The following is a 23,073-nucleotide window of genomic DNA, read 5'->3' on the forward strand; positions in this document are numbered from 1 at the left end:
CAACAACAACGTCGCCTCCTCCTTCAACCAAACTCGCTTGAGCTTGATTGCGCTACAGGACCGCGACGACCGCTACTTGCCCGTCTCACCCTCGCCCTCGCCCTCGCCCGCGATCTCGCCTTCGCCGTTCCCCACATCCTCGCCTTCGTCGGTGATGTGCTCGACCGACACCACCTTCTCGGCCTCATCCGTGTCGAAGACGATGACACCCTGGGTGCCGCGGCCGGCAACCCGGATGCCGCCCACCGGGCAGCGGATGAGCTGGCCGCCATCGGTCACCAGCATGATCTGGTCCTTGTCCTCCACGGGGAAGGACGCCACCAGCGGGCCGTTGCGCTCGTTGACCACCATGGCGACGATGCCTTTGCCGCCGCGGCCGGTGATGCGGTATTCGAACGACGAGGTGCGCTTGCCGTAGCCGTTTTCCGAGATGGTCAGCACCACCTGTTCGGCCGCCGACATGGCGGCATAGCGCTCGGCCGGCAGTTCGCCGCTGCCATTGGTCTCTTCGTCCTCGCCGGTCTCCTCACCGGTCACGGCGCGGCGCATCTTCAGATAGGCGGAGCGCTCGTCGGAATTCGCGTCGAAATGGCGCAGGATGGCCATGGAGATGATGGTGTCGCCATCGGCCAGCGCGATGCCGCGCACGCCCATGGAGTCGCGGCCCTTGAAGACACGCACCTCCGGCACGGCGAAGCGGATGCACTGTCCCCCCGCCGTGGTCAGCAGCACGTCGTCGGCCTCGGTACAGACCGCCACGTCGACGATGGCCTCGCCCTCGTCGAGCTTCATCGCGATCTTGCCGCCGCGATTGACCTGAACGAAGTCGGAGAGCTTGTTGCGGCGGACCGTGCCGCCGGTGGTGGCGAACATGGCGTCGAGATCGCCCCAGGTCGTCTCGTCCTCCGGCAGCGGCAGGATCGTGGTGATCCGCTCGTCCTTGTCGAGGGGGAGAATGTTGACGAAGGCCTTGCCGCGGGCATTGGGGGCTGCCAGCGGCAGGCGCCAGACCTTCATCTTGTAAACCTGCCCCTTGGAGGAGAAGAACAGGATCGGCGTGTGGGTGTTGGCCACGAACAGCCGGGTGACGAAATCCTCGTCCCGCGTCTGCATGCCTGAGCGGCCCTTGCCGCCGCGCCGCTGGGCCCGGTAGGTGGAGAGCGGCACGCGCTTGACGTAGCCGGCATGGGACACGGTCACCACCATGTCCTCGCGGGCGATCAGGTCCTCGTCCTCGAACTCGCCGACGCCGTCGACGATCTCGGTCTTGCGCGGGGTGGCGAATTCATCGCGCACGGCGGTGAGTTCGTCCCGGATGATGCCCTGGATGCGCGCGCGCGAACGCAGGATGTCCAGATAGTCGACGATCTCGTCGGCCAGCCCCTTCAGCTCGTCGCCGATCTCGTCGCGACCAAGGGCGGTCAGACGGCGCAGCGGTAGGTCGAGGATGGCGCGGGCCTGCGTGTCCGACAGGCGGTAGGTGCCGTCCTCGGCGATGGGGTGGCGCGGATCGTCGACGAGGCGGATCAGCGGGGCGATGTCGCGCGCATCCCAGTCGCGCCCCATCAGTGCCGCACGGGCAGTGGCCGGATCGGGCGAGGCGCGGATGATGCGGATCATCTCGTCGATATTGGCGACCGCTATGGCGAGGCCGCACAGCACGTGGGCGCGATCGCGCGCCTTGCCGAGCAGGAACTTCGTGCGGCGGAACACCACCTCCTCGCGGAAGGCGATGAAAGTGACGATCAGGTCCTTGAGGTTCATAACCTCGGGCCGCCCGCCGTTCAGGGCGACGAAATTGCAGCCGAAGCTCTGCTGCAGGGCGGTGAACCGGAACAGCTGGTTCAGCACCACGTCCGGCACGGCATCGCGCTTCAGCTCGATGACGATGCGCATGCCCTCGCGGTCGCTCTCGTCGCGGAACTCGGCAATGCCCTCGACCCGCTTCTCGCGGACGAGTTCGGCGAGCCGCTCCAGCATCTGCGCCTTGTTCACCTGATAGGGGATCTCGGTGACGATGATCGCCTCGCGCTCGCGCCGCACCGTCTCCATGGAGGTGCGGGCGCGCATGACCACCGAGCCGCGGCCGGTCAGATAGGCCTGGCGGATGCCGGTGCGGCCGAGGATGAGGCCGGCGGTCGGAAAGTCCGGCCCCGGCACATAGTCCATCAGCTCCTCGATCTCGATCTCGGGCTTCTCGATGGTAGCGATGCAGGCATTGATCACCTCGCCGAGATTGTGCGGCGGGATGTTGGTTGCCATGCCGACGGCGATGCCGCCGCCGCCATTGACCAGAAGGTTCGGGAACTTGGCGGGAAGGACCTTCGGCTCCCGCTCGGAATTGTCGTAATTGTCCTGGAAGTCGACGGTGGCCTTGTCGAGGTCGGAGACCAGCTGGTCGGCGATCTTCTCCAGCCGCACCTCGGTGTAGCGCATGGCCGCCGGCGGATCGCCGTCCACGGAGCCGAAATTGCCCTGCCCGTCGATCAGCTCGACACGCATGGAGAAGTCCTGCGCCATGCGCACGAGAGCGTCATAGACCGACTGGTCGCCATGCGGATGGTATTTACCGATGACGTCGCCGACCACGCGCGCAGACTTGCGGTAGGGCTTGTTCCACTCGTAGCCGTTCTCGTGCATCGAATAGAGGATGCGGCGATGGACGGGCTTCAGGCCGTCGCGCGCGTCTGGAAGCGCGCGCGAGACGATCACGCTCATCGCATAGTCGAGATAGGACCGCCGCATCTCGTCGGTGATCGAGATCGGGCGGATTTCGGTGGGGTCGGAGGGCGTTGCGCCCTCCGGCGTCTTGTCGTCGTCGTCGGCCAAGAGAACTCTTCCGGTGGGGCCGGCGAAAGGCATCCGCCGGCTGCCGACGTTCTAGCCGATTCCGCCGCCGATCTCCAACTTTCCGGGGTCTTTCAGCGATCGTTTTTTCGTATTGATTTCAATGGATTGCGCCGGCTCAGATCAGGGTTGTGGACGACGCCCTGCACAAATGGCCACAATCAGTGCCCGGGGCGCGCGAAACGGGGTGGTCATGACGGTCGAATTCCTCACCGGCGCGCTGGTCACGATGTTCGTGATCATCGAGCCTGTCGCCCTCGTCCCGATCTTTCTCGCCGTCACGCAGGGCTTTTCGGCCGACCAGCGCCGGCAGGTCGCCTGGCGCGCCTGCCTGATCGCCTTCCTGATCCTGGCTGCCTGCGCCTTCTTCGGCGACTGGCTGCTGCGCAAGCTCGGCATCTCGCTGCCCGCCTTCCGCATCGCCGGCGGCCTCCTCGTGTTCTGGATCGCCTTCGAGATGGTTTTCGGGCTCAGGGCAACCCGCAAGGGCGAGACCGCGCGCGACGCCATCGGCAAGGAGCAGGTGGTCAATGTCGCGGCCTTCCCCATGGCGATCCCCCTGCTTGCCGGCCCGGGCGCCATCACCGCAACCCTGCTGCTGGCCGGCCAGGCCTCCGGCAACGTCGCCATGATGGCAACGCTCATCGGCGTGCTGGCGGCCGTGATCCTGGTCTCCTGGCTGTTCCTGCTGATGGCGGAAAAGGTCGACGGCCTGCTCGGCACGCTCGGCAATGCCGTGGTGTCGCGCCTGCTCGGTATCATCCTGGCGGCACTGGCCGTCCAGTTCGTCATGGACGGCGTCAGGGCGGCCCTGCGGGCAGCCTAGCTGCCGAACACGGTCTGGAACATCAGGCGGCCCGGAAGCAGCGTGAAGGCACCCGCCGCCGCCCAGCCGATGGCGACGCCGGTCATGTAACCCCGATGCGCCGTGATGCGCCCCTCCCGCCGGGCCCGCACCCCGAGCACCAGGCTGACCAGGGTAACCACCGACAGCACGTGGATCGGGCTGAACGGGCCGATCAGCCGGATGTTGTGGATCCAGAAGGACGAGATAGCCGTCACCGTCATCAACACCACGAAGGTCCAGCCGATGACGCGATGGCTGGGACCGCGCTTCGGCCGCCAGAACTGCAAGGCGGTCAGGGGGATCAGCGCGAGCGCCGCGAAGGCGTGGATCTGGATGGCCAGCGAGGCATTGACGAGCGGTGTGAGGGTCATGGCGGACTCCAGCAGAATGCCGAAGTTATTTACATTTACATCTTCGATCCGTCAAGGCGTTTGGAAGGCGAAGGATGGGCATCGGCAGGCCGTGTGGACCCGCGCGATCCCTTTCATCGCAAGTTCGCCCTTGGGGAGCTCGCGATGCAGCGTTCGCCAGGCCCGGCCATGACCTTGAAAGGGGCTTTGGTTCTCCGCTCCGAACCGGACTCTCAGGCGGCGGCCCAGAGCGAGATGGCACCGATGGCCGCGAAGAATGGCCAGCCGACATGGCGGCCCCGGCTCGTCGCCAGAACGAACAGCGCCTGCCCGGCAAACATGAGGCCGATGATCACCAGCATCTTCCGCCCGGAGGACTCCAGCGGCGCGAAGGCAAGGCTGGCAAGGACCAGGCCCATGCCTGCCCATGCGACCGACGTGATGTGCCAGGCATTGCGCAGCACGCGCCGCAGCGAGGCGCGCGCCAGCGGCCCGTCCCGGGCGGGCAATGCCAGCAGCGGAGCGATCAGCATCCGCTCCCCGAGCCATGAATGCAGCAGGCCGACAGCCAGGGTTAGCGCTGCGGCGACAAGCAGGACCGGTTGTTCCATGCTGCTCTCCATACGTTGGCGTATGGACACTGGCCGACGCGATTGCGCAAGTCAATACGGTTCCGTATGGTTCCGCGTATGAAAAGCCGCCTCGACCGTGACGCCTGGATTGCTGCCGGGCTGGCAGCGCTGGCCGAGGGCGGCGTCGAGGCCGTACGCGTGGAGCGGCTGGCGGCGATGCTGCGCATCACCAAGGGCAGCTTCTACTGGCATTTCCAGGACCGGCCTGCCCTGCTTGCGGCGCTGCTCGAGGCCTGGCAGGCAGCGGCGACCGGCGACATCATCACCCATGTGGAGGCGCGCGGCGAGACCGCCGAGGAACGGCTGCGCCACCTCATGACAATCGTCACCCGATCGGACGGGCGCCTTGACATGGCCATCCGCGACTGGGCGTCGCGGGATCCGACAGCGGCATCAGCCATGGCAGCGGTGGACGCGCGCAGGCTTGCCTATGTTGCCGGCCTGTTCGAGGCCATCGGCTTCAAGCGACCGGAGGCGCTGGCCCGGGCGCGCTTTGCCTATCACGCCCTGATCGGCCAGTTCCGCATGGCCGACCAGCCCGTCGAGGAGCGGCTGGCCGATGTGGTCGGCATCATCCTGCCGGTTCTCACTCGGCGTGACTGATCGCGGCGGGTGGCAGGCTCAAGGCCTTTCGGTGAGCCTTTTCACGCCTCTGCGGCAAGCCATTCAGGCCGCAGCAGCGACATCACCGCCTGATCGGCGCGCCGGCCATCCGCGCGCACGATGCTCTGACGCAGGATGCCCTCCTCGGTGAAGCCGAGCGAGCGATAGAGCCCGCGTGCCGCCGGATTGTCAGTGAACACGTCGAGCCAGAAGCGGTGGCAGTCGGTCTCGGAGAAGACCCGGTCGCAAAGCGCCCGAAGGAATGGCCGGCCCGTCCCCTGCCCCGGCCTGACGACTGAAATGCGCTGGAGGGCCACATTGCCGTTCCGGTCGGTGAGGCCGCGCAGGATGGCATAGCCCACGGCCCGGCCGGCCGCATCGACCGCCAGCCAATAGGCGAAATCGGGATCGCCAAGGCAGGCAGCGTGGCGCTCATGCGGCCACTGGCTGATCCGCAGGGCGTTATGGGGCAGGCCCTCGGTCGCCATGATGAAGGCGAGGTCGGCGGGCGCCGCCCTCTGCAGATGGGAGAACGCCTCCGATCCGGCCATGCGCTGCCTGCGCTCCCGACTGTCGGCGTGCCTCAGAACGGAATCTCATCATCATCCATCGACCGGCCGCCCGCAGGCGCAGCGGGCCGCCTCGGCGCTTCCGATCGCCCCCCGGAACTGCGCCCCTCGATGGCGCCGCCGCCGCCAAAGCCGCCCGACGAGCCGAAGCTCTCGTCCGCATAGTCGCCGCCGCCGCCACCGCCGCCGCCACCACCGCCCCGGCTGTCGAGCAGAACCATCTCGCCGCGGAAGCGCTGGAGAACCACTTCAGTCGAATATTTCTCAACCCCGGACTGGTCGGTCCATTTGCGGGTCTGCAACTGGCCCTCCAGATAGACCTTCGCGCCCTTCTTCAGATATTGCTCGGCCACGCGCACGAGGTTCTCGTTGAAGATCACCACCTGATGCCACTCGGTCCGCTCCTTGCGCTCGCCGGAGGCCTTGTCGCGCCAGGTTTCGGTCGTCGCGAGACGCAGGTTGCAGACCTGCTCGCCATTGTTGAGCCGCCGGACCTCCGGATCGCGCCCCAGATTGCCGATCAGGATCACCTTGTTGACGCTGCCTGCCATATCGCCCTCTCCTTCCCCGCAGCCCGAAGCCCGGGGCGCCTTGCGCTGAACCGATGCGAGCCATCCCACGTTCCGGCCGCCGCGTCATCGCAGGGGCAGCCCTCGCGACGAGCTATCCCCGGAATTCAGCAAGCGCCATTTCGCACGCATCGTATGTTCTATATTTGTTCTCTCGCCGCTGTGCAAGTCGCGCTGATCGATGTTTCTGATTGGACACCAACACACCTAACGCGCTGAAATCCATCGCGGTCGGGTCGACAGGAGGGGAGACGACATGGGCAAGCAGGTAAAGATGGACGCATCAGTCTACTACAGCGAGAACAGCCGTCGAATTCATATATTTGTCGGCAGCGTTCGTGCGACGGTTAGTGGAGAACCTGAGCGGGTTAATTATCACCCAGAACTGTTCAGGAAGCTTGGAGCCATGCTGCGCGAGGCCGGGAAACCAGCCCCCGAGCAGGAGCCAGCGGACAGTGGCCGAAGGCGACGCTCTCAACGCACCTCATAGCGCGGCGCGGAGGCGAGGAAGCGCCCGTACGCCTCGGCATCCGGCGGCAGCAGGTTCTCGGCCAGCGGATTGCGCCGGCGCACCGTGGCACCGATATCGTCGATCAGTTCGTCGAAGTGCCGGAAATGGAAGGGCGCGACGCAGAGCCCGCCATAGACACCCGCCGCCGGCCGCTCGTGACGCTTCCAGTGCAGCATCATGGCGATGTTCTCGCGCATGGCCTCGGGCGTCGGCTGCTTCGCCAGCATGCCGTCGGTATAGCGCACCAGCCAGTTGGCGGCGAGATCGGCGCAGAGCACCGTGGCGAAGGAGGAATTGAACCCGACGAAGCCCATGTCCGGCAGGTCCGGATTGGCGATCAGGCGGAACAGGCGGTACTGGCCATCCGGCTCGACCAGCTTTGCCCGATACGCTTCAGGCAGGAACGGCACGCCCAGCTTCCAGCCGGTAGCGAGCACCGCGATGTCGGCCGGGACCGTCTCGCCGCCGGTCAGGCGGACCTGCCCCGCCTCATAGTGGTCGAAACTGCCCTGCACCGCCCGGATGCGGCCGTCGGCGATCATGTCGAACAGGCCGGGCGTGACGATCGGCACCGAGCAGCTGATGTCGCGCTCGATCGGCACCTTCGGCCTCAGCCCCGTGCGGTTCAGCTTGAGCTGGATGGTCAGCAGCGCCTCCAGCGCCCGCCAGTTGGCCCAGATGAAGGGCTTTGCCAGCGCGTGGCCGATGCGCGACCGACGCGACAGGCCCCAGGCCGGGAACATGTCCTCCTGCGCCCGGATGTAGAGGATGCGCTTGAAGTTGATCAGGCCGCCGATGAAATAGGGCACCCGCCAGACCGATTCCCGATAGACGATGGTGACCGACCGGGCACCCGACTGGACGGCATTCACCGCGATGTCGGTCGCCGACTTGGAAAAGCCCAGCACGACCACGTCGCGCCCCTTCGCCAGGGCTGAATCGGTGTAGTCCGACGAGTGCAGGATCGTGCCGCCGGCGCCGGTAAAGGCCTTCGCGCCCGGAAAGTCCGGTACATTGCGGTCGCTGAACTGGCCTGTGCAGACGGCGACGAAGTCGAAGCTCTCGTCCCGCGTCCCGGCCGCATCAGCGAGGGTCAGCGTCCAGCCCGCAGCCCCGTCGGCCCGCCGCGCCATGGCCCGCACCTCGGTGCCGAAGCGGATCAGCGGGGCGATGCCGTGATCGTCCGCATAGGCCTTCAGATAGGCATGGACCTGCCGACCCTTGGGCCATTCCGGATAGGCGTCCGGCATGGCTTTGTCGGTGTAGCGGTAAAGGTCCTTGGGGCTCTGGGTCTGGACCTCCGGATAGGAGCGCGAGGGCTCCCAGACCCCGCCGAGGTCGTGGGAGCGTTCCAGCACGGTCACCTGATGGCCGTGCTGCCGGAAGGCCTTGGCGGCGGCAAGGCCGCTGACCCCCGCACCGATGACGCAGACGTGCTTTCTTGCGACCATGGCGGCCTCCCTCGTCATGTCCGGGGCGCGGCCGCGGTAGCGGGCCGCGATTGTATCGGCTGCGGGTCAGGCGCTCGCTTCCGGCGGCAGGAAATCGACCTCATGGAGAGCCGACAGGCGCACCACTTCCGCCGGGTCGGCAAGGTTGTCGAGCGCGGTGAAAAGCGCCTCCAGCTTGCGCGACGGCGAGACCCAGAACAGTGCCCGCGCCGGCTTGTCCGACTTGTTGAAATAGCCGTGGGGAATGCCGCGGGGCATGCGCACCAGATCGCCCGCCTTGGCCTGCAGCCATTCGCCGTCCAGCTTCAGGTCGAGCACGCCCTCCTGCACGAGAATGAACTCGTCCTGGGTGGGGTGGACATGCACCGGCACGAACTGGCCGGGATCGCTGTTGGTCTCGAAGGCGAAGGTCGAGCCGCAGACGGCCTTCGGGTAATAGACCTGGCCGAGAATGTTCCAGGTGCGCCCGGCAAAGCCGGTGCCCGCAGCGGTAATGCCCTTGTCCAGATCGTCCGACATGCCGTCCTCCTCTGCCTGCGGCCGGGCCGGGCAGGCGCCCGCGCTGTCCGGCTAGTCGCGACCAGCCTTCCGGACAGGGACGGCCGCGGCTATCCGGAAAACGAAAAAATCGAACCGCCTGCCCGCGACAGGCGCGCCCTGTCTAGGCCGATCCCGTCGCGCCTGTTACGCTGTGCCGGTCCTGGAGGTGCAAGCGATGCGGCAGCCTCCTCCGCTCGCCCGGCATGTGCTGTTCGAAACGCGCGATCTGGACTGCGCGCGCGAGCGCGTCGCCGAAAAATTCTGCCGCCACCGGCTGGATATCGTCGGCGAGGCGAAGGCCTTCGGGGCGGCCCACCACTATCTCGCCGGCAGCATGATCTCGCTGAACTACATCACCTATGGCGCCGACGTGCTGATCGACCCCGGCGAGCTCGGCGACTTCTACCTGGTGCAGATCCCGATCACCGGAACCGCCACGATCCGCAACGGCAACCGCGAGTTCGTGACCGGGCCGCAGACCGCCTCCGTGCTCAACCCGCACTGGACCACCCGCATGACCTGGTGGAGCGGCTGCCGGCAGATCCTCGTCCAGATCCGCAAGGAGCCGTTCCTCGACTTCGCCGCGCAGCTGATCGGGCGCAGGCTGGCAGGGCCGCTGACCTTCGACCCCCGGATCGACTTCAACCGCCCGGAGCTGAAGCGCTGGCGGGCCGGCGTGCTGGCCCTGTTCCGGGCGGCCGAGACTGACCAGGCGGTGCTGTCGGGCCGCCTGTCGTCGGCGCTCATCGAGCAGCAACTGGCGGCGGCCCTGCTGCGCGCCCAGCCGCACGACATGTCCGCCTTCCTCGGCGAGGCGCGGGACATGGCCGCGCCCGGGCACGTCCGCCGCGCCGACCGCTACATCCGCGATCATGCCGACGAGCCGCTGACCCTGACCGACATCGCGGATGCCGCCGGCGTCGGCATCCGCACGCTGCAGCTGGCCTACCGCTCCGCCCATGGCGTCTCGCCCATGCGGGCGCTGGCCGAAGAGCGGTTGCGGCGGGTGCGCTACGACCTGATGCATGGCGACCCGTCGACAACCGTGACCGACGTCGCCCTGCGCTGGGGCTTTGCCCATCTCGGCCGGTTCGCCGCCGCCTATCGACGAGAGTTCGGCGAGTTGCCGCACCGGACCCTGCGCCAGCTCGCACGGTAGTCGTTCCTTTTTTGTTCTTGAGGCGGTGCGAGACGACCGGTAGATTGCTGTCGGAATCACACCAGTCCTGTGCACGGCTGCCATCCGGCCGGGTCCAGCCTCTGGCGCCGGACGGACCGCCTTTCTACCTTGGAGCCGATCAAGGGATCCACGCGGCCTCGGGCTGCTGCCAATCCGGCGCCGCGCCGCGCCGTAGAATGCCGATGGACCGCGGCGCGTGCGGCCCGTTTCCGACCGATTTTCCTTCAGCCGGCGGCCGCGCACCTTTGCGCGTCCTTCCGGCGACGAGTGCCGAGCCGCCGATGAGCGATCTGTTCGACAAGTTTTCCGCCGAGGTCCGCAGGCCGGACCAGCGCGTCATCGCCGTGCGCGGCGCGCGCGAGCACAATCTGAAGAATGTCGACCTGACGATCCCGCGTGACGCGCTGGTCGTCTTCACCGGCCTGTCGGGATCGGGGAAATCGTCACTCGCCTTCGACACCATCTATGCCGAGGGCCAGCGCCGCTATGTCGAGAGCCTGTCGGCCTATGCCCGCCAGTTCCTCGAAATGATGCAGAAGCCGGATGTCGACCAGATCGACGGCCTCTCGCCGGCCATTTCCATCGAGCAGAAGACGACATCGAAGAACCCGCGCTCCACTGTCGGCACGGTGACGGAAATCTACGACTACATGCGCCTTCTGTGGGCGCGGGTCGGCGTGCCCTATTCGCCGGCCACCGGCCTGCCCATCGAGAGCCAGACGGTCAGCCAGATGGTCGACAAGACGCTGGCCCTGCCTGAAGGCGCGCGGCTCTACCTGCTGGCGCCCGCCGTCCGCGGCCGCAAGGGCGAGTACCGCAAGGAACTGGCCGACTGGCAGAAGAAGGGTTTTCAGCGCGTCAAGGTTGATGGCGCCTTTTACGAGATCGCCGACGTGCCGGCGCTCGACAAGAAGCTGAAGCACGACATCGACGTTGTGGTGGACCGCGTCGTGGTCCGCGCCGACATGGCCACGCGGCTCGCGGACTCGTTCGAGACCGCCCTGAAGCTTGCCGACGGCATCGCGGTCATCGAGTTCGCCGACGCGAAGACCGAGGGCGGCGAGCCGATGCGCGTGCACTTCTCCGAAAAATTCGCCTGCCCGGTCTCCGGCTTCACCATCTCGGAGATCGAGCCGCGGCTGTTCTCCTTCAACAACCCGTTCGGGGCATGCCCGGCCTGCGACGGCCTCGGCGTCGAGCAGACGATCGACCCCGATCTGGTCATCCCGGACAAGGAACTGTCGCTGCGCAAGGGCGCGATCGGCCCCTGGGCGCGCTCCACCTCGCCCTTCTACACCCAGACCCTCGACGCCCTCTCGAAGCACTACGGCTTCTCGCTGACCGCGCCCTGGTCGAAGCTCCCGGACAAGGCGCGCAACGCGATCCTGTTCGGCACCGGCGAGGAGCAGATCACCTTCCGCTATGACGACGGGCTCAGGTCCTACGAGACGACCAAGACCTTCGAGGGTGTCGTGCGCAACCTCGAGCGCCGGCTGAAGGAGACGGAGAGCGAATGGGCGCGCGAGGAGATCTCGCGCTACGTCTCCGACGTCCCCTGCAAGGTCTGCTCGGGCTTCCGCCTGAAGCCGGAGGCGCTCGCCGTGAAGGTCGGCGGCTGCCATATCGGCGAGATCTCGCAGATGTCGGTGCGCGGCGCGCGCGACTGGTTCGGCGCCCTCCCCGAGCGGCTGACGGCCAAGCAGAACGAGATCGCACAGCGCATCCTCAAGGAAATCCGCGAACGGCTGCATTTCCTTGTCGATGTCGGCCTCGACTATCTGACCCTCGGACGCAATTCCGGCACGCTGTCCGGCGGCGAGAGCCAGCGCATCCGGCTCGCCAGCCAGATCGGCTCGGGGCTCACCGGCGTGCTTTATGTGCTGGACGAGCCCTCCATCGGCCTGCACCAGCGCGACAACGAGCGGCTGCTCGGCACGCTGAAGCGTCTGCGCGATCTTGGCAACACCGTGATCGTGGTCGAGCACGACGAGGATGCCATCCTTCAGGCCGATTATGTGGTCGATGTCGGCCCCGGTGCCGGCATCCTCGGCGGACGGATCGTCGCCGAGGGCACGCCGGCCGAGATCATGGCCCATCCGGCTTCGCTGACGGGCAAGTACCTGACCGGCGAGATGGGCGTGCCCCTGCCCAAGCGCCGAAAGCCGCAGAAGGGCCGCTCGATGAAGATCGTCGGCGCGCGCGGCAACAACCTGAGGGACGTCACGGTCGACATTCCGCTCGGCCTGTTCACCTGCATCACCGGTGTCTCCGGTGGTGGCAAGTCGACCCTGCTGATCGACACGCTGTATCACGCGGTCGCGCGCAAGCTGAACGGGGCGAGCGAGGCCCCTGCCCCGCACGACCGCATCGAGGGCATCGAGCATCTCGACAAGGTCATCGACATCGACCAGTCGCCGATCGGGCGCACGCCGCGCTCGAACCCGGCGACCTATACGGGGGCCTTCACGCCGATCCGCGAATGGTTCGCCGGCCTTCCGGAGGCCAAGGCGCGCGGCTACGAGCCGGGCCGCTTCTCGTTCAACGTCAAGGGCGGGCGCTGCGAGGCCTGCCAGGGCGACGGCGTCATCAAGATCGAAATGCATTTCCTGCCCGACGTCTATGTCACCTGCGACGTCTGCAAGGGCAAGCGCTACAACCGCGAGACGCTGGAGGTGGTGTTCAAGGGCAAGTCGATCGCCGACGTGCTCGACATGACGGTCGACGAGGGCGTGGACTTCTTCAAGGCCGTGCCGCGCGTGCGCGACATCCTGCGGACCCTGTCCGAGGTCGGCCTCGGCTACATCCATGTCGGCCAGCAGGCCACCACGCTGTCCGGCGGCGAGGCGCAGCGGGTCAAGCTGTCCAAGGAACTCGCCCGCCGCTCGACCGGCCGCACGCTCTATATTCTCGACGAGCCGACCACCGGCCTGCATTTCCACGACGTTGCGAAACTGCTCGACGTGCTGCACGAACTGGTCAACCAGGGCAATTCGGTTGTCGTGATCGAGCACAATCTCGAAGTGGTTAAGACCGCCGACTGGGTCATCGACATGGGCCCGGAGGGTGGCGACGGCGGCGGAGAGGTGGTGGCCGCCGGCCCGCCGGAGGACATCGTCAAGGAACCGCGCAGCCATACCGGCCGTTTCCTCAAGGAGGTCCTTGCGCGCCGGCCCATGAAGCCGCGCACCGAGGCGGCCGAATAACCTGCGGGCCGCTGCCATCCCGGCGCGCGTGCCGGGACTTGCGGTGCTGGGTGAGACATGACGGAGTTCGAACTCGCACAGCGGCTGGGTGTCGCCATTGCCATCGGCGCGCTCGTCGGCTCCGAGCGCCACTGGCGGCGGCGCGACGAGGATGACGGCCAGCGCACGGCGGGGCTGCGCACCTTCACGCTGATCGGCATGATGGGCGGCCTTGCCGGCGTGCTGGAAGTCTCGCTGCGCGGAACCGGACAGGACATCGTGCCGGGCCTTGCCGCCACCGGCCTGTTCATCGTCTTCTCCACAATTTTTGCCGTCTTCCAGTACCGGGAGAAGCGCGACGAGCGCAGCTACAGCGTCACCTCGGTGGTGGCCGCCATGCTGACCTTCCTGATCGGGACGCTCGCCGTGGTCGGGGACATGCGCCTTGCGGGAGCAGCCGGCATCATCATGGTGGCGATCCTCGCCGCCCGCGAGGTGCTGCACGGCCTTATCGAACGCGTGACCTTTGTCGAACTGCGCTCGGCGATCGTGCTGCTGGCCATGACCTTCGTCATCCTGCCCGTGGTCCCCGACGATCCCATCGGCCCCTTCGGCGGCGTGTCGCCGTCGCGGGTCTGGAGCCTTGCGATCCTCGTCGCGGCCATCTCCTTCGTCGGCTATATCGCCGTGCGCATCGTCGGAGACCGCTATGGCGAACTCATCTCCGGCGCGGTGGCAGGGCTGCTGTCGTCCACGGCGGCGACACTCACCCAGGCCCGCCGGTCGGCCAGGGAGGACAATGCCCGCCTTCTGGCGACCGGCGCCCTGGCCGCCTGCGTCGTGTCCTACCTGCGCACCGGGCTTCTGGTGATCGGCCTTGCGCCCCAGCTCGCGGTTGCAATCCTGCCCGTGCTTGGCGCCGGCGCTACGGCCATGGCCGCCGTTGCGCTCGTACTGGCGCGCGGCGGAGGCGACGGTACCGGCGGAGCGAACAGCGAGACCTCGCGAAATCCCTTCGACCTGTGGAACGTCATGCAGATCGCGCTGCTGCTGGCGGCCTTCGGTTTCGCGGCCCGCGCCGCCGCGCACTGGTTTGGCGATACGGGCGTGATCGCCGCCTCGGCCGTGATCGGCCTCGGCGATGTCGATGCACCGGTCATCACGATCGCCGGCCTCGCCAGAAACGGGCTCAACCCGGCCATGGCGACCCTTGCCGTCCTTGCGGCGGTCCTGTCGAACAGTGTTGCCAAGGCCGGGCTCGCGGCCGGGCTCGGGTCCTGGCGCTTCGCGACCCTGTTCGCTGGGGGAAGCGTGGCCGCACTGGGCGCGGGCCTTGCCGCCTATCTGGCGACCGCCGCCCTGCGCGCCTCGGCATGACACCCGGTCATGACTGCACTGCACAAATGTTTCTTCGCAACTGCGAAAGGATGATTATCTCATGATGCGAGAGGCGGCCCCCTTCTGCCGCCAGGGACATCCGTCATGATCTACTTCCTGAATGCCATCGTCGCCCGCATCCGCGCCTATGCGATCTACCAGCAGACCCGCACCGAGCTGGCGCAGCTCGACGACCGTTCGCTGGCCGACATGGGCTTTCAGCGCGGCGAGATCGAGTTTCTGGCGCGCAAGGCCGCCAAGACTGCCTGATTGAAAGACTGCAACTGCCTGATCGCGGCTAAGAACCGAGATCGAGCCGGCCTGTCCGGGCAAGCCGCCGGGCCGAGCGCCAGAGGCGAACCTGCCTGCGCCATCCCGGCGCCGCGGTGACCGGCCCGAACGGCGCCCCGGCCATGGCCGCCGTGAAGGCAAGGTCGAGGCTGACGGTCGCCGCCGGCAACAGCGCGGCGCGCGCCAGTCCCAGGCCGTCTGGCATGGCCGCATCGGCGGCCCGCAGGTGATCGGTCGCCCGCCGGCGCATGTCGTCGATGAGCGCCGGCAGGCCGGGCTCGGCGCGGCGGGCGTTGACCGCCTCGCGCGTCACGCCATGCAGCGCCATGAGATCAGCCGGCCAGCGGACCGTTCCGCGCGCGGCATCCGCGGCAAAGCCGATCAGGTGATCGCGGATGGCGAGGGCAACGCCAGCATGGCCAGCCACCACGGCAAGTCCCGGATCCGCCCCGTCGGCCAGGACCAGCGCGCAAAGCTGGAGCAGAGCCGCGGCGGTCTCGCCGGCATGGCCCTCATAATCGTCGACGGTCGGGAACAGGTCGTCGTAGAGGTCGGCGATCCGGGCCTCCGACATTGCCACCAGCGGCCCGATCGGCAGCCTGCGCCGCGCGACCGCATCGAGAACCGCCCTGGCGACGGGATGGCCGCGCGCGCCGCCGGCGCCGCCATCGGTCAGCGCATCGCGCCACCATTGCAGGCGCACCTCGCCGGGCAGCGGTTCCGACACGCGCTCGCGCACACCCGCCAGTTCGAGCGCATAGGCATGCAGCGCCATCAGATCGCGGCGAAACGGATCCGGCACAAAGAGCGCAGAGAGATAGGCATCGCGATGACCGGCCCGCACGACATCCGTGCAATGGCTGAAGGCCTGGTCGAGGTCGTCCCGGACCGAACGCTGGGGCACCGCTTCCCCCGTCAGTCGATGGCCACCAGCGCGGCCGCAACCTGCCGGCCCTCGCCGAGCATGATGTTGTAGGTGCGCGCGGCGGCGCCTGTCGCCATCACGTCCACGCCGATGCGGGCCTCGCGGAACATCCAGCCGAGCGCCGCCGGCAGCACGGCCATGTCGCGGCCCGCCCCGACCAGAAGCACGTCGATGGCCTCGCGTTCGGCCAGCACGGCGGCAAACATCTCCGGCGTGAAAGCCTCTGGTCCATCCGCCTGCCAGGCATGGATGCCCGACGGCAGGGCAAGGATGGAGCCGCGATGGCTCATCTCGCCGAAGCGGAAACCGCCATTGCCATAGGCGTCGATGGCATGGCGCCCCGGCAGGAACCCTTCATGGAGCCTCCTGACCGGCTCTCCCCTGGGCACGTCAGGCCCTGGAGCGCGCCGGCGCCTCGTCGTCCTCGGTCTCGCCGCCGGCCGAGGCACCGAACCCGCCGGGCTTGAGGCCCAGATAGATCAGGATGGGCGCGGCGATGAAAATGGAGGAATAGGTGCCGATCACCACGCCGATCAGCATGGAGGCCGTGAAGCCCTGGATGACCTCGCCGCCGAAGAAATAAAGGCCGAGCAGCGCGAGGAACGTGGTCGAGGCGGTGATCACCGTGCGTGTCAGCGTGGAATTGATGGCGATGTCGAGCAGTTCGGCGATCGGAACGCGCTTGTGCTTGCGCAGCATCTCGCGGATCCGGTCATAGATGACCACCGTGTCGTTCAGCGAATAGCCGACGATGGTCAGGATGGCGGCGATCGAGGTGATATCGAAGTCGGATCTGGTCAGCACGAAGAAGCCGATCATCGCCGTGATGTCGTGAAGGGTGGCGATCATCGCTCCGAGCGCGAACTGCCATTCGAAGCGGAACCACAGATAGAGCAGCACGGCGAGGATCGACAGGATCACGCCGACAACCGAGACCTGAACGAGTTCGGCAGACACGGTTGGTCCGACCACCTCGGTCCGGCGGACCTCATAGTCGGCATCGATGACGGACCGCACGCGCCGCAGCGCGGCCTGCTGTCCCGGCTCCCCGCCCGGCTGCTCGCCATAGCGCAGCAACACGAGGTTCGGGCCACCGAATTCCTGGAGCTGGACATCGCCGATATTGAGGCCGGCGAAGCGCCGCCTCAACTCGGCGATGTCGGCATTGCCCTGCTTGGCCTGCAGCTCGACCAGCGTTCCGCCCCGAAAATCGATCCCGACATTCAGACCGTAGAGGATGAAGCCGATAGCCGTCACCATCGAGATGAGCGTGGACAGCAGAAACGCCCACGGCCTCAGTCTCATGAAGCCGATCTTCGTGTCGTCGGGAACTATCCGCAGAAGGCGCAAGGTCGTTCGCTCCCTATGCCGTTCACATCGGGATCCGCGCGGGCCGGAACCAGCGCAGCCAGAGGACGACGATGTACCGCGTGAAGGTCACGGCGGTGAACATGGTGGTGATGATTCCAAGCCCGAGCGTCAGGGCGAAGCCCTTGACCGGCCCGGTACCGAGATAGAACAGGATCACCGCGGTGATCAGCCCGGTCAGGTTGGCGTCCACGATGGTGCCGATCGCCTTGGTGAACCCGGCGTCCACGGCGGCGATGACCGATCGCCCGAGCCGCACCTCCTCGCGGATGCGCTCGAAGATCAGCACGTTGGAATCGACCGCCATGCCAACCGTCAGCACGATCCCGGCAATGCCCGGCAGGGTCAGCGTTGCCCCGATCAGGCTGAGCAGGCCGAACATCATCCCGACATTGACGACCACGGCAATGTTGGCGAACAGGCCGAACAGGCCGTAGGTCGCGAAGATGTAGATGATGACGAAGATCGACCCGATGACCGCCGCGCGGGTGCCGGACGTGATCGAGTCCTGGCCGAGCGAGGCGCCCACCGTGCGCTCCTCGACCACCGTCAGCTTGGCCGGCAGCGCGCCGGCCCTGAGCAGAAGGGAGAGGTTGGCCGAACTCTCCGGCGTGAACCGGCCGGAAATCTGGCCCTGACCGCCGAGGATCGGCTCACGGATGACCGGCGCCGAGACAACCTTGTTATCCAGAATGATCGCGAAGGGCCGGTTGACGTTCTCGGTGGTCACCTGCGCGAAGCGGCGTCCGCCCACCGCATTGAAGCGGAAATTGACGATCCACTCGGCCTGCTGGCCGCTGAACGCCGCCTGGGCATCGACAAGGTCGTCGCCGGAGACGATGACGCGGCGCTGCACCAGCCAGGGCTGCTGCTGGATGACGCGGCCGGCGGCATCCTTGATTTCCTCATAGAGCACCTCGCTGTCAGCCGGGGCGCGGCCGGCGACAGCCTCCTCCACCGGCATGGACTGGTCGACGAGGCGGAACTCCAGCTTGGCCGTGGTGCCGACGATGTTCTTGACCCGCTCCGGGTCGCGCTCACCCGGAACCTGCAGGATGATGCGGTCGATGCCTTGCCGCTGGATGACCGGCTCGGTCGTGCCCAGCTGGTCGATACGCCGGCGCACCACCTCGATCGACTGGGTGACGGCCCGGGAAATGCGGTCGCGCGTGCCCTGCTCGGTGGCGGTGATCAGGAAGGTCGCATCCGAGGGACGGGTGACCTCGAAATCATACTGGCCGGAATTGGAGAAGACCCCGCCGAGCGGCTGGGGAATCTTGCGAAGCTCGGTGTTGGCGAGTTCGGTGTTCTGGCCCTCGCGCAACCGGACAAGCACGCCGTTGCCCTGGAACGTCACCGACTGGAGCTGGATGCGGGAATCGCGCAGCACCCGCCGCACGTCGTCGCGCAGGTTCTCCAGTTTGGTGCGGCGCACCTCGTCGGCATCGACCTGGAGCATCAGGTGGACGCCGCCCTGCAGGTCGAGGCCGAGCGTGATGTGCGTGCGCAACGCGCGCGGCAGAATGTCCACCACGCTCTGCGGCAGCACGTTCGGCAGCGCCAGTGACATCGTCACCAGCACCGTCAGCATGATCAGGGTAGCCTTCCAGCGCGTGAAGCTGAGCATGGGGTCGTCCTCGGAGGCAGGGCCGGCTTGATCAGCCGCCCGGCCGCAGCATCACTTCTCGTCGGCCGGTTCACCCTTCGAGCGAAGGTCCGACACGAACTGCTTGGCGGCCCGGATGCGCACGTTCTCCGCGATCTCCATCTCGATGGTCTGCTCGTCGACCACCTTGGTGATCCGGCCGATCACGCCGCCCGAGAGCGTCACCTGATCGCCCCTGCGCAGGCTGGAGATCATCTCCTGATGCGACTTCACCCGCTTCTGCTGCGGGCGCAGGATCAGGAAATACATGATGATGAAGATCAGGACGAAGGGCAGCAGCGAGAACAGAATGTCGTTGGTGCCGCCCGCACCGGTCTGCGCGTAGGCCGGGGTAATGAACATGGACAATCCTCTTGGGAGACCGGGACCGCCCGGATGGCGGGATTTGGGCGCGGACTATAGTGGCCGGACCGTCGAATGCAACGCTGCCGACGGCCTGCCGCCGAGCCATGTAAGCCACGCGCGACGATCTTTCCAGTGGCGCGATTGATCGCAGGCGGCCGCTGGTGCAATCAGCCGGAACGAAGAGCCGGAGGACGCCCCGTGGCCGACGACATCACCCTTTCGACCCCGCTGATCGCGGACGCGCTCGCCCGAATCGCCGCAGCCATCGAGCGCCTCGCGCACGCGGGCCCGCGCACGCCCGTTTTCGAGGCGGCCGACGCCTTCGTCTGGAATCCGTCCGGGCCCGGCCTCGACCCCGTGCCGCGGGTCAACCGGGTTGAAATGGTGCTGCTGAAGGGCATCGACCGGGCGCGCGACACGCTGATCGAGAACACCCGGCGCTTTGCCGAGGGCCTGCCGGCCAACAACGCCCTGCTCTGGGGCGCCCGCGGCATGGGCAAGTCCTCGCTGGTCAAGGCGGCCCACGCGACGGTGAACCAGCCGCTGCCGGCCGGCGACATGGCCCGGCTGAAGCTCGTCGAGATTCACCGCGAGGACATCGAGAGCCTGCCGCATCTCATGGCGATGGTGCGCGGATCGGGCCGGCGCTTCATCGTCTTCTGCGACGACCTGTCCTTCGACGCCAACGACACCTCCTACAAGTCGCTCAAGGCGGTGCTGGAAGGCGGCATCGAGGGCCGCCCGGACAATGTCATCTTCTACGCGACCTCCAACCGCCGGCACCTGCTGCCGCGCGACATGATGGAGAACGAACGCTCCACCGCCATCAATCCCGGCGAGGCCGTGGAGGAGAAGGTGTCGCTGTCCGACCGCTTCGGCCTGTGGCTCGGCTTCCACAAATGCAGCCAGGACGAGTATCTGGCCATGGTCAACGGCTATGCGGAGCATTTTCGCCTGGCCTATGACGCCGAGCCCCTGCGCGCGGAGGCGCTGGAATGGGCGACGACCCGCGGCTCGCGCTCCGGACGCGTGGCCTGGCAGTTCGTGCAGGATCTCGCCGGCCGTCTGGGCGTGAGGCTGGAGGCCTGAGAGGCGGCCGCCGGGGCCCGGCACGCCGGCACCCCTCGCTTGCTTCGAGGGGCGGCGTGGATGGGCCACGCTAGGACGGGCCAGGCGACACGCGCGCGTCCCCGACCGCCTCCTGCCGGGCCGCCCGAGGGCCGGACTGACTGGCCGCCGCGATCTCCATCAGCGCGCTGGCATGGACGCCGACGACCTTGTCCAGATCGTAGCGCTGGATGAAATCGCGGCGGAACCCGGCATGTCGGGCCTCCGCGTCGATATGCTCGCAAAAATGGAGCATGCCCTCGGCAAGCCGGACCTCGTCATCCTTCGGAACCAGCCGGCCGAGCCTGGCATCGACCAGAATGTCGCTCGGGCCGAAATCGCAGTCCGTCGCCAGCACCGGCAGACCCACCCGCAGGGCCTCGCAGATCGCAAGGCTCCAGCCTTCCCAGCGCGAAGTCGAGACGTAGACGTCGCTGGCGACCAGCGGGACCTGCGGGTTTTCCGGATGGTGTTCGAAGCTGACGCAGGCCTCGAGGCCCAGCCGCGCGACCTGCGACCTCAGCTCCGCCTCCATCGTGCCGTAGCCGACGATCTTGAGCCGGACATCCTGACGGATGGCCCAAAGCCGCGCGAAAGCCGCGATCAGGATGTCCTGCCCCTTCTGGTAGGCGAACCGGCCGACATTGACGAAGACGATCGGGTCGCCGGGCGCTCTGTCCCGCTGGCGGGCATCGAGCTGCCGCACCGGATTGGGCGCCCAGTAGCGGGGAGCATCGCTCGGCATCATCGCCTGGAAGGCGGTCAACTGGCGCGGGCTCGTGCCCAATATGCCGGCGAGCGAGCGAAGCACGACCGCCTTCATCATGAAGAACAGGATGCGCGCCCGAAGATGGCTCTTCTCCCGATCCGGATTGCCATGCAGGTGCAGCACGATCCTGCGTCTGACGCCGAGTGAGGCCATCCAGCCGATCACCGACCCCTCCACCTGCGGAATGACGATCAGATCGTAATCCTGCCTGGTCATGGCACGTCGCAGCGTGGCCAGCAGGTCGATGCGGCCCTTCACATCCTCCTGATAGGCCCGGTAGGGGCGATCGACGATCTCGACATTCGGATATCTCGACAGGTGGACCACATCGACATCGATCGTGCCGGGGTAGGTGCGTGCGATACCGGACGCCACCTCGTCGACCACCCTCTCGATGCCGGCATATTTCCCCGTGTTTGGCACGACATAAAGGAGTTTGAGCGACATGCGCGCCGGACTTTCTTCGCCTGTTGGAATCTGACCCATTGCCGGACCCGGAACGCGCAGCGCGCCGCACGGCGCGAGGACATGGCCCGGATCGCCGCACGTCACGCCCACTCGGCCGCCTCGACAGTGGCTCGCGCTGCGGCTGGCAGCGAGGTGCGGCGCCCGACGGAGTGGTAGCTCACGGGAGAGCCATCGAAGGCGCCAACCGTGTACAGATTGCGGAGATCGACCAGGGTTGTGCAGCCAGCCCGCTCGAAGTCGGCCGGCGTCAGGCTGCGGAAGTCGTCCCAGTCGGTTGCAATCACGCAGATGCGGGCGCCGGCCATGGCGGACAGCGCGTCCTCGGCATAGTCGATCCGTTGCCCGAGGACGCCCCGCGCATTGTCGATGCCCTGCGGATCGTAGGCGACAACCGTGGCGCCCGACTGCGCCAGCTTGTCAGCGATCAGGATGGCAACGCTGTCGCGGACATCGTCGGTATTGGGCTTGAAGGTCAGGCCGAGCAGCGCAACGAACTGACCGCGGATCGCGCCGCCCGCGGCCGCCATGATCTTGGCCATCATCCGCGCGACGCGGGCCCGGTTCACCGTGATCACCGCTTCCACGATGTTGACCGGCGAGAGATTCTGCTCGCCGAAATGCTGCATGGCCCGCGTGTCCTTGGGAAAGCACGAGCCGCCATAGCCCGGACCCGGCCGCAGGAAGGCATGACCGATGCGGCGGTCGCTGCCCATGCCCCGGGCGACGGCTTCGACATCACCGCCCAAGGTCTCGCAGAGATCGGCCATCTCGTTGATGAAACTGACCTTCGCGGCCAGGAACGTGTTCGAGGCATATTTGATCAGTTCGGACGAGACGATGTCGGTCTCGATGACGTCGACGCCGGTGGAGACCAGCGGCTCGTAGAGCCGCAGCAGCACCTCCAGCGCATTCCGGCTGCGGGTTCCGATCACGATGCGATCCGGCTTCATGAAGTCAGCCATCGCATTGCCTTCCCGAAGGAATTCGGGGTTGGACGCGATGTCGAAGTCCAGCGCCGGATTGAGCTCCGCGATGAGGCGGGCCAGTTCGTCTCCCGTCCCCGCCGGCACCGTCGATTTGGTGACGATGACCGCCGGATGATCCAGGGTCCGGGCAATCTCGCTGGCCGCCGCCAGCACATATTGCAGGTCGGCCTGACCATCGATCTCGCGCGGCGGCGTCCCGACAGCGATCATGACGACCTCGGCCTGACCGATATGGGCGCGCAGATCCGTGTCGAAAACCAGCCGCCCCGCGGCCACGTTCCGCTCCACCATGGCGTCGAGGCCGGGCTCGTAGATCGGGATGACGCCTCGGCACAACGCGCCGACCTTGCGACGGTCGGTGTCGATGCACGCCACGTCATGCCCGATCTCGGCAAGGCATGCGCCGGTCGTCAGCCCGACATAACCGGTCCCGATGATGACGACCTTCATGACCCTGCCCTCCTGCGCTGCGTGGAGCCGCCGTTCATTG

The 23,073-nt window shown here is 67.1% G+C and carries 21 protein-coding genes; 7 read left to right on the top strand and 14 right to left on the bottom strand.

Translation table 11 applies throughout. The features are described 5' to 3' along the window. Positions 1 to 72: 72 nt before the first annotated feature. Complete coding sequence (gyrA, locus tag ACTIFS_RS15350) at positions 73 to 2,829, bottom strand: DNA gyrase subunit A (RefSeq protein WP_439574990.1); 2,757 nt, start codon at positions 2,827 to 2,829, stop codon at positions 73 to 75. A 211-nt stretch (positions 2,830 to 3,040) separates the two neighbouring features. Between gyrA and ACTIFS_RS15355 the strand changes: the two genes are divergently transcribed. Continuing rightward, positions 3,041 to 3,673: a MarC family protein gene (locus tag ACTIFS_RS15355; protein WP_439574991.1), complete on the top strand. Its 633-nt coding sequence runs from the start codon at positions 3,041 to 3,043 to the stop codon at positions 3,671 to 3,673. Here ACTIFS_RS15355 and ACTIFS_RS15360 read toward each other — a convergent pair. Beyond that, positions 3,670 to 4,065: a DUF2306 domain-containing protein gene (locus ACTIFS_RS15360; protein ID WP_439574992.1), complete on the bottom strand. Its 396-nt coding sequence runs from the start codon at positions 4,063 to 4,065 to the stop codon at positions 3,670 to 3,672. The genes ACTIFS_RS15355 and ACTIFS_RS15360 overlap by 4 nt on opposite strands. Positions 4,066 to 4,277: 212 nt before the next feature. Further along, on the bottom strand, positions 4,278 to 4,655 hold the full coding sequence (locus ACTIFS_RS15365; RefSeq protein WP_439574993.1) for a hypothetical protein: 378 nt from the start codon (positions 4,653 to 4,655) through the stop codon (positions 4,278 to 4,280). A gap of 78 nt (positions 4,656 to 4,733) precedes the next feature. Here ACTIFS_RS15365 and ACTIFS_RS15370 point away from each other — a divergent pair, with 78 nt between their 5' ends. After that, positions 4,734 to 5,279 (top strand): TetR family transcriptional regulator, encoded by a 546-nt coding sequence (locus tag ACTIFS_RS15370; protein WP_439574994.1) that lies wholly within the window; start codon positions 4,734 to 4,736, stop codon positions 5,277 to 5,279. 41 nt (positions 5,280 to 5,320) lie between these two features. Here the strand turns inward: ACTIFS_RS15370 and ACTIFS_RS15375 are convergent, their stop codons facing one another. The 4 genes from ACTIFS_RS15375 to ACTIFS_RS15390 all read right to left on the bottom strand — a co-directional run bounded on the left by ACTIFS_RS15375 (position 5,321) and on the right by ACTIFS_RS15390 (position 8,898). Beyond that, complete coding sequence (locus ACTIFS_RS15375) at positions 5,321 to 5,830, bottom strand: GNAT family N-acetyltransferase (RefSeq protein WP_439574995.1); 510 nt, start codon at positions 5,828 to 5,830, stop codon at positions 5,321 to 5,323. Between the two features lie 32 nt (positions 5,831 to 5,862). Next, positions 5,863 to 6,399 (bottom strand): single-stranded DNA-binding protein, encoded by a 537-nt coding sequence (gene ssb, locus ACTIFS_RS15380; RefSeq protein ID WP_439574996.1) that lies wholly within the window; start codon positions 6,397 to 6,399, stop codon positions 5,863 to 5,865. Positions 6,400 to 6,891: 492 nt separating this feature from the next. Continuing rightward, the gene (locus tag ACTIFS_RS15385) at positions 6,892 to 8,379 is read right to left on the bottom strand and encodes a flavin-containing monooxygenase (RefSeq protein WP_439574997.1); all 1,488 of its coding nucleotides are present in this window, start codon (positions 8,377 to 8,379) and stop codon (positions 6,892 to 6,894) included. A gap of 66 nt (positions 8,380 to 8,445) precedes the next feature. Continuing rightward, positions 8,446 to 8,898 carry a cupin domain-containing protein gene (locus ACTIFS_RS15390; protein ID WP_439574998.1) on the bottom strand — a complete coding sequence of 151 codons (453 nt, stop codon included), beginning with the start codon at positions 8,896 to 8,898 and terminating at the stop codon, positions 8,446 to 8,448. A 196-nt stretch (positions 8,899 to 9,094) separates the two neighbouring features. Between ACTIFS_RS15390 and ACTIFS_RS15395 the strand changes: the two genes are divergently transcribed. From ACTIFS_RS15395 to ACTIFS_RS15410, 4 genes are all read left to right on the top strand, one after another. Continuing rightward, positions 9,095 to 10,078, top strand: a complete 984-nt coding sequence (locus ACTIFS_RS15395; RefSeq protein WP_439574999.1) for an AraC family transcriptional regulator — start codon at positions 9,095 to 9,097, stop codon at positions 10,076 to 10,078. Between the two features lie 302 nt (positions 10,079 to 10,380). Then, positions 10,381 to 13,302 (top strand): excinuclease ABC subunit UvrA, encoded by a 2,922-nt coding sequence (gene uvrA / locus ACTIFS_RS15400; protein WP_439575000.1) that lies wholly within the window; start codon positions 10,381 to 10,383, stop codon positions 13,300 to 13,302. A gap of 57 nt (positions 13,303 to 13,359) precedes the next feature. Further along, positions 13,360 to 14,658, top strand: a complete 1,299-nt coding sequence (locus tag ACTIFS_RS15405) for an MgtC/SapB family protein (RefSeq protein ID WP_439575001.1) — start codon at positions 13,360 to 13,362, stop codon at positions 14,656 to 14,658. Positions 14,659 to 14,763: 105 nt separating this feature from the next. After that, a complete protein-coding gene (locus tag ACTIFS_RS15410) occupies positions 14,764 to 14,928 on the top strand; it encodes a DUF1127 domain-containing protein (protein WP_439575002.1) in 165 nt (54 codons plus the stop codon). A 28-nt stretch (positions 14,929 to 14,956) separates the two neighbouring features. Here ACTIFS_RS15410 and ACTIFS_RS15415 read toward each other — a convergent pair whose 3' ends face one another. The 5 genes from ACTIFS_RS15415 to yajC all read right to left on the bottom strand — a co-directional run bounded on the left by ACTIFS_RS15415 (position 14,957) and on the right by yajC (position 19,250). Beyond that, entirely contained in the window at positions 14,957 to 15,853 is an 897-nt protein-coding gene (locus ACTIFS_RS15415; RefSeq protein ID WP_439575003.1) for a phytoene/squalene synthase family protein, read from the bottom strand. An 11-nt stretch (positions 15,854 to 15,864) separates the two neighbouring features. Continuing rightward, a complete protein-coding gene (locus ACTIFS_RS15420) occupies positions 15,865 to 16,263 on the bottom strand; it encodes an Mth938-like domain-containing protein (protein WP_439575004.1) in 399 nt (132 codons plus the stop codon). Position 16,264: 1 nt separating this feature from the next. Next, positions 16,265 to 17,179 carry a protein translocase subunit SecF gene (gene secF, locus ACTIFS_RS15425; RefSeq protein ID WP_439575005.1) on the bottom strand — a complete coding sequence of 305 codons (915 nt, stop codon included), beginning with the start codon at positions 17,177 to 17,179 and terminating at the stop codon, positions 16,265 to 16,267. Positions 17,180 to 17,246: 67 nt separating this feature from the next. After that, positions 17,247 to 18,869 (bottom strand): protein translocase subunit SecD, encoded by a 1,623-nt coding sequence (gene secD, locus ACTIFS_RS15430; RefSeq protein ID WP_439575006.1) that lies wholly within the window; start codon positions 18,867 to 18,869, stop codon positions 17,247 to 17,249. Positions 18,870 to 18,920: 51 nt separating this feature from the next. Further along, positions 18,921 to 19,250 carry a preprotein translocase subunit YajC gene (gene yajC / locus ACTIFS_RS15435; protein WP_439575007.1) on the bottom strand — a complete coding sequence of 110 codons (330 nt, stop codon included), beginning with the start codon at positions 19,248 to 19,250 and terminating at the stop codon, positions 18,921 to 18,923. Positions 19,251 to 19,325: 75 nt separating this feature from the next. Here yajC and ACTIFS_RS15440 point away from each other — a divergent pair, with 75 nt between their 5' ends. Further along, on the top strand, positions 19,326 to 20,342 hold the full coding sequence (locus ACTIFS_RS15440) for an ATP-binding protein (RefSeq protein WP_439575008.1): 1,017 nt from the start codon (positions 19,326 to 19,328) through the stop codon (positions 20,340 to 20,342). A gap of 70 nt (positions 20,343 to 20,412) precedes the next feature. On the opposite strand, the gene ACTIFS_RS15445 is transcribed toward ACTIFS_RS15440, so the two are convergent. After that, positions 20,413 to 21,576 (bottom strand): glycosyltransferase, encoded by a 1,164-nt coding sequence (locus tag ACTIFS_RS15445; RefSeq protein WP_439575009.1) that lies wholly within the window; start codon positions 21,574 to 21,576, stop codon positions 20,413 to 20,415. Positions 21,577 to 21,677: 101 nt separating this feature from the next. After that, positions 21,678 to 23,033, bottom strand: a complete 1,356-nt coding sequence (locus tag ACTIFS_RS15450; RefSeq protein ID WP_439575010.1) for a UDP-glucose dehydrogenase family protein — start codon at positions 23,031 to 23,033, stop codon at positions 21,678 to 21,680. Positions 23,034 to 23,073: the final 40 nt, after the last annotated feature.

The organism is Phreatobacter sp. (genome assembly GCF_051860605.1).
Taxonomy (GTDB): Bacteria; Pseudomonadota; Alphaproteobacteria; order Rhizobiales; family Phreatobacteraceae; genus Phreatobacter.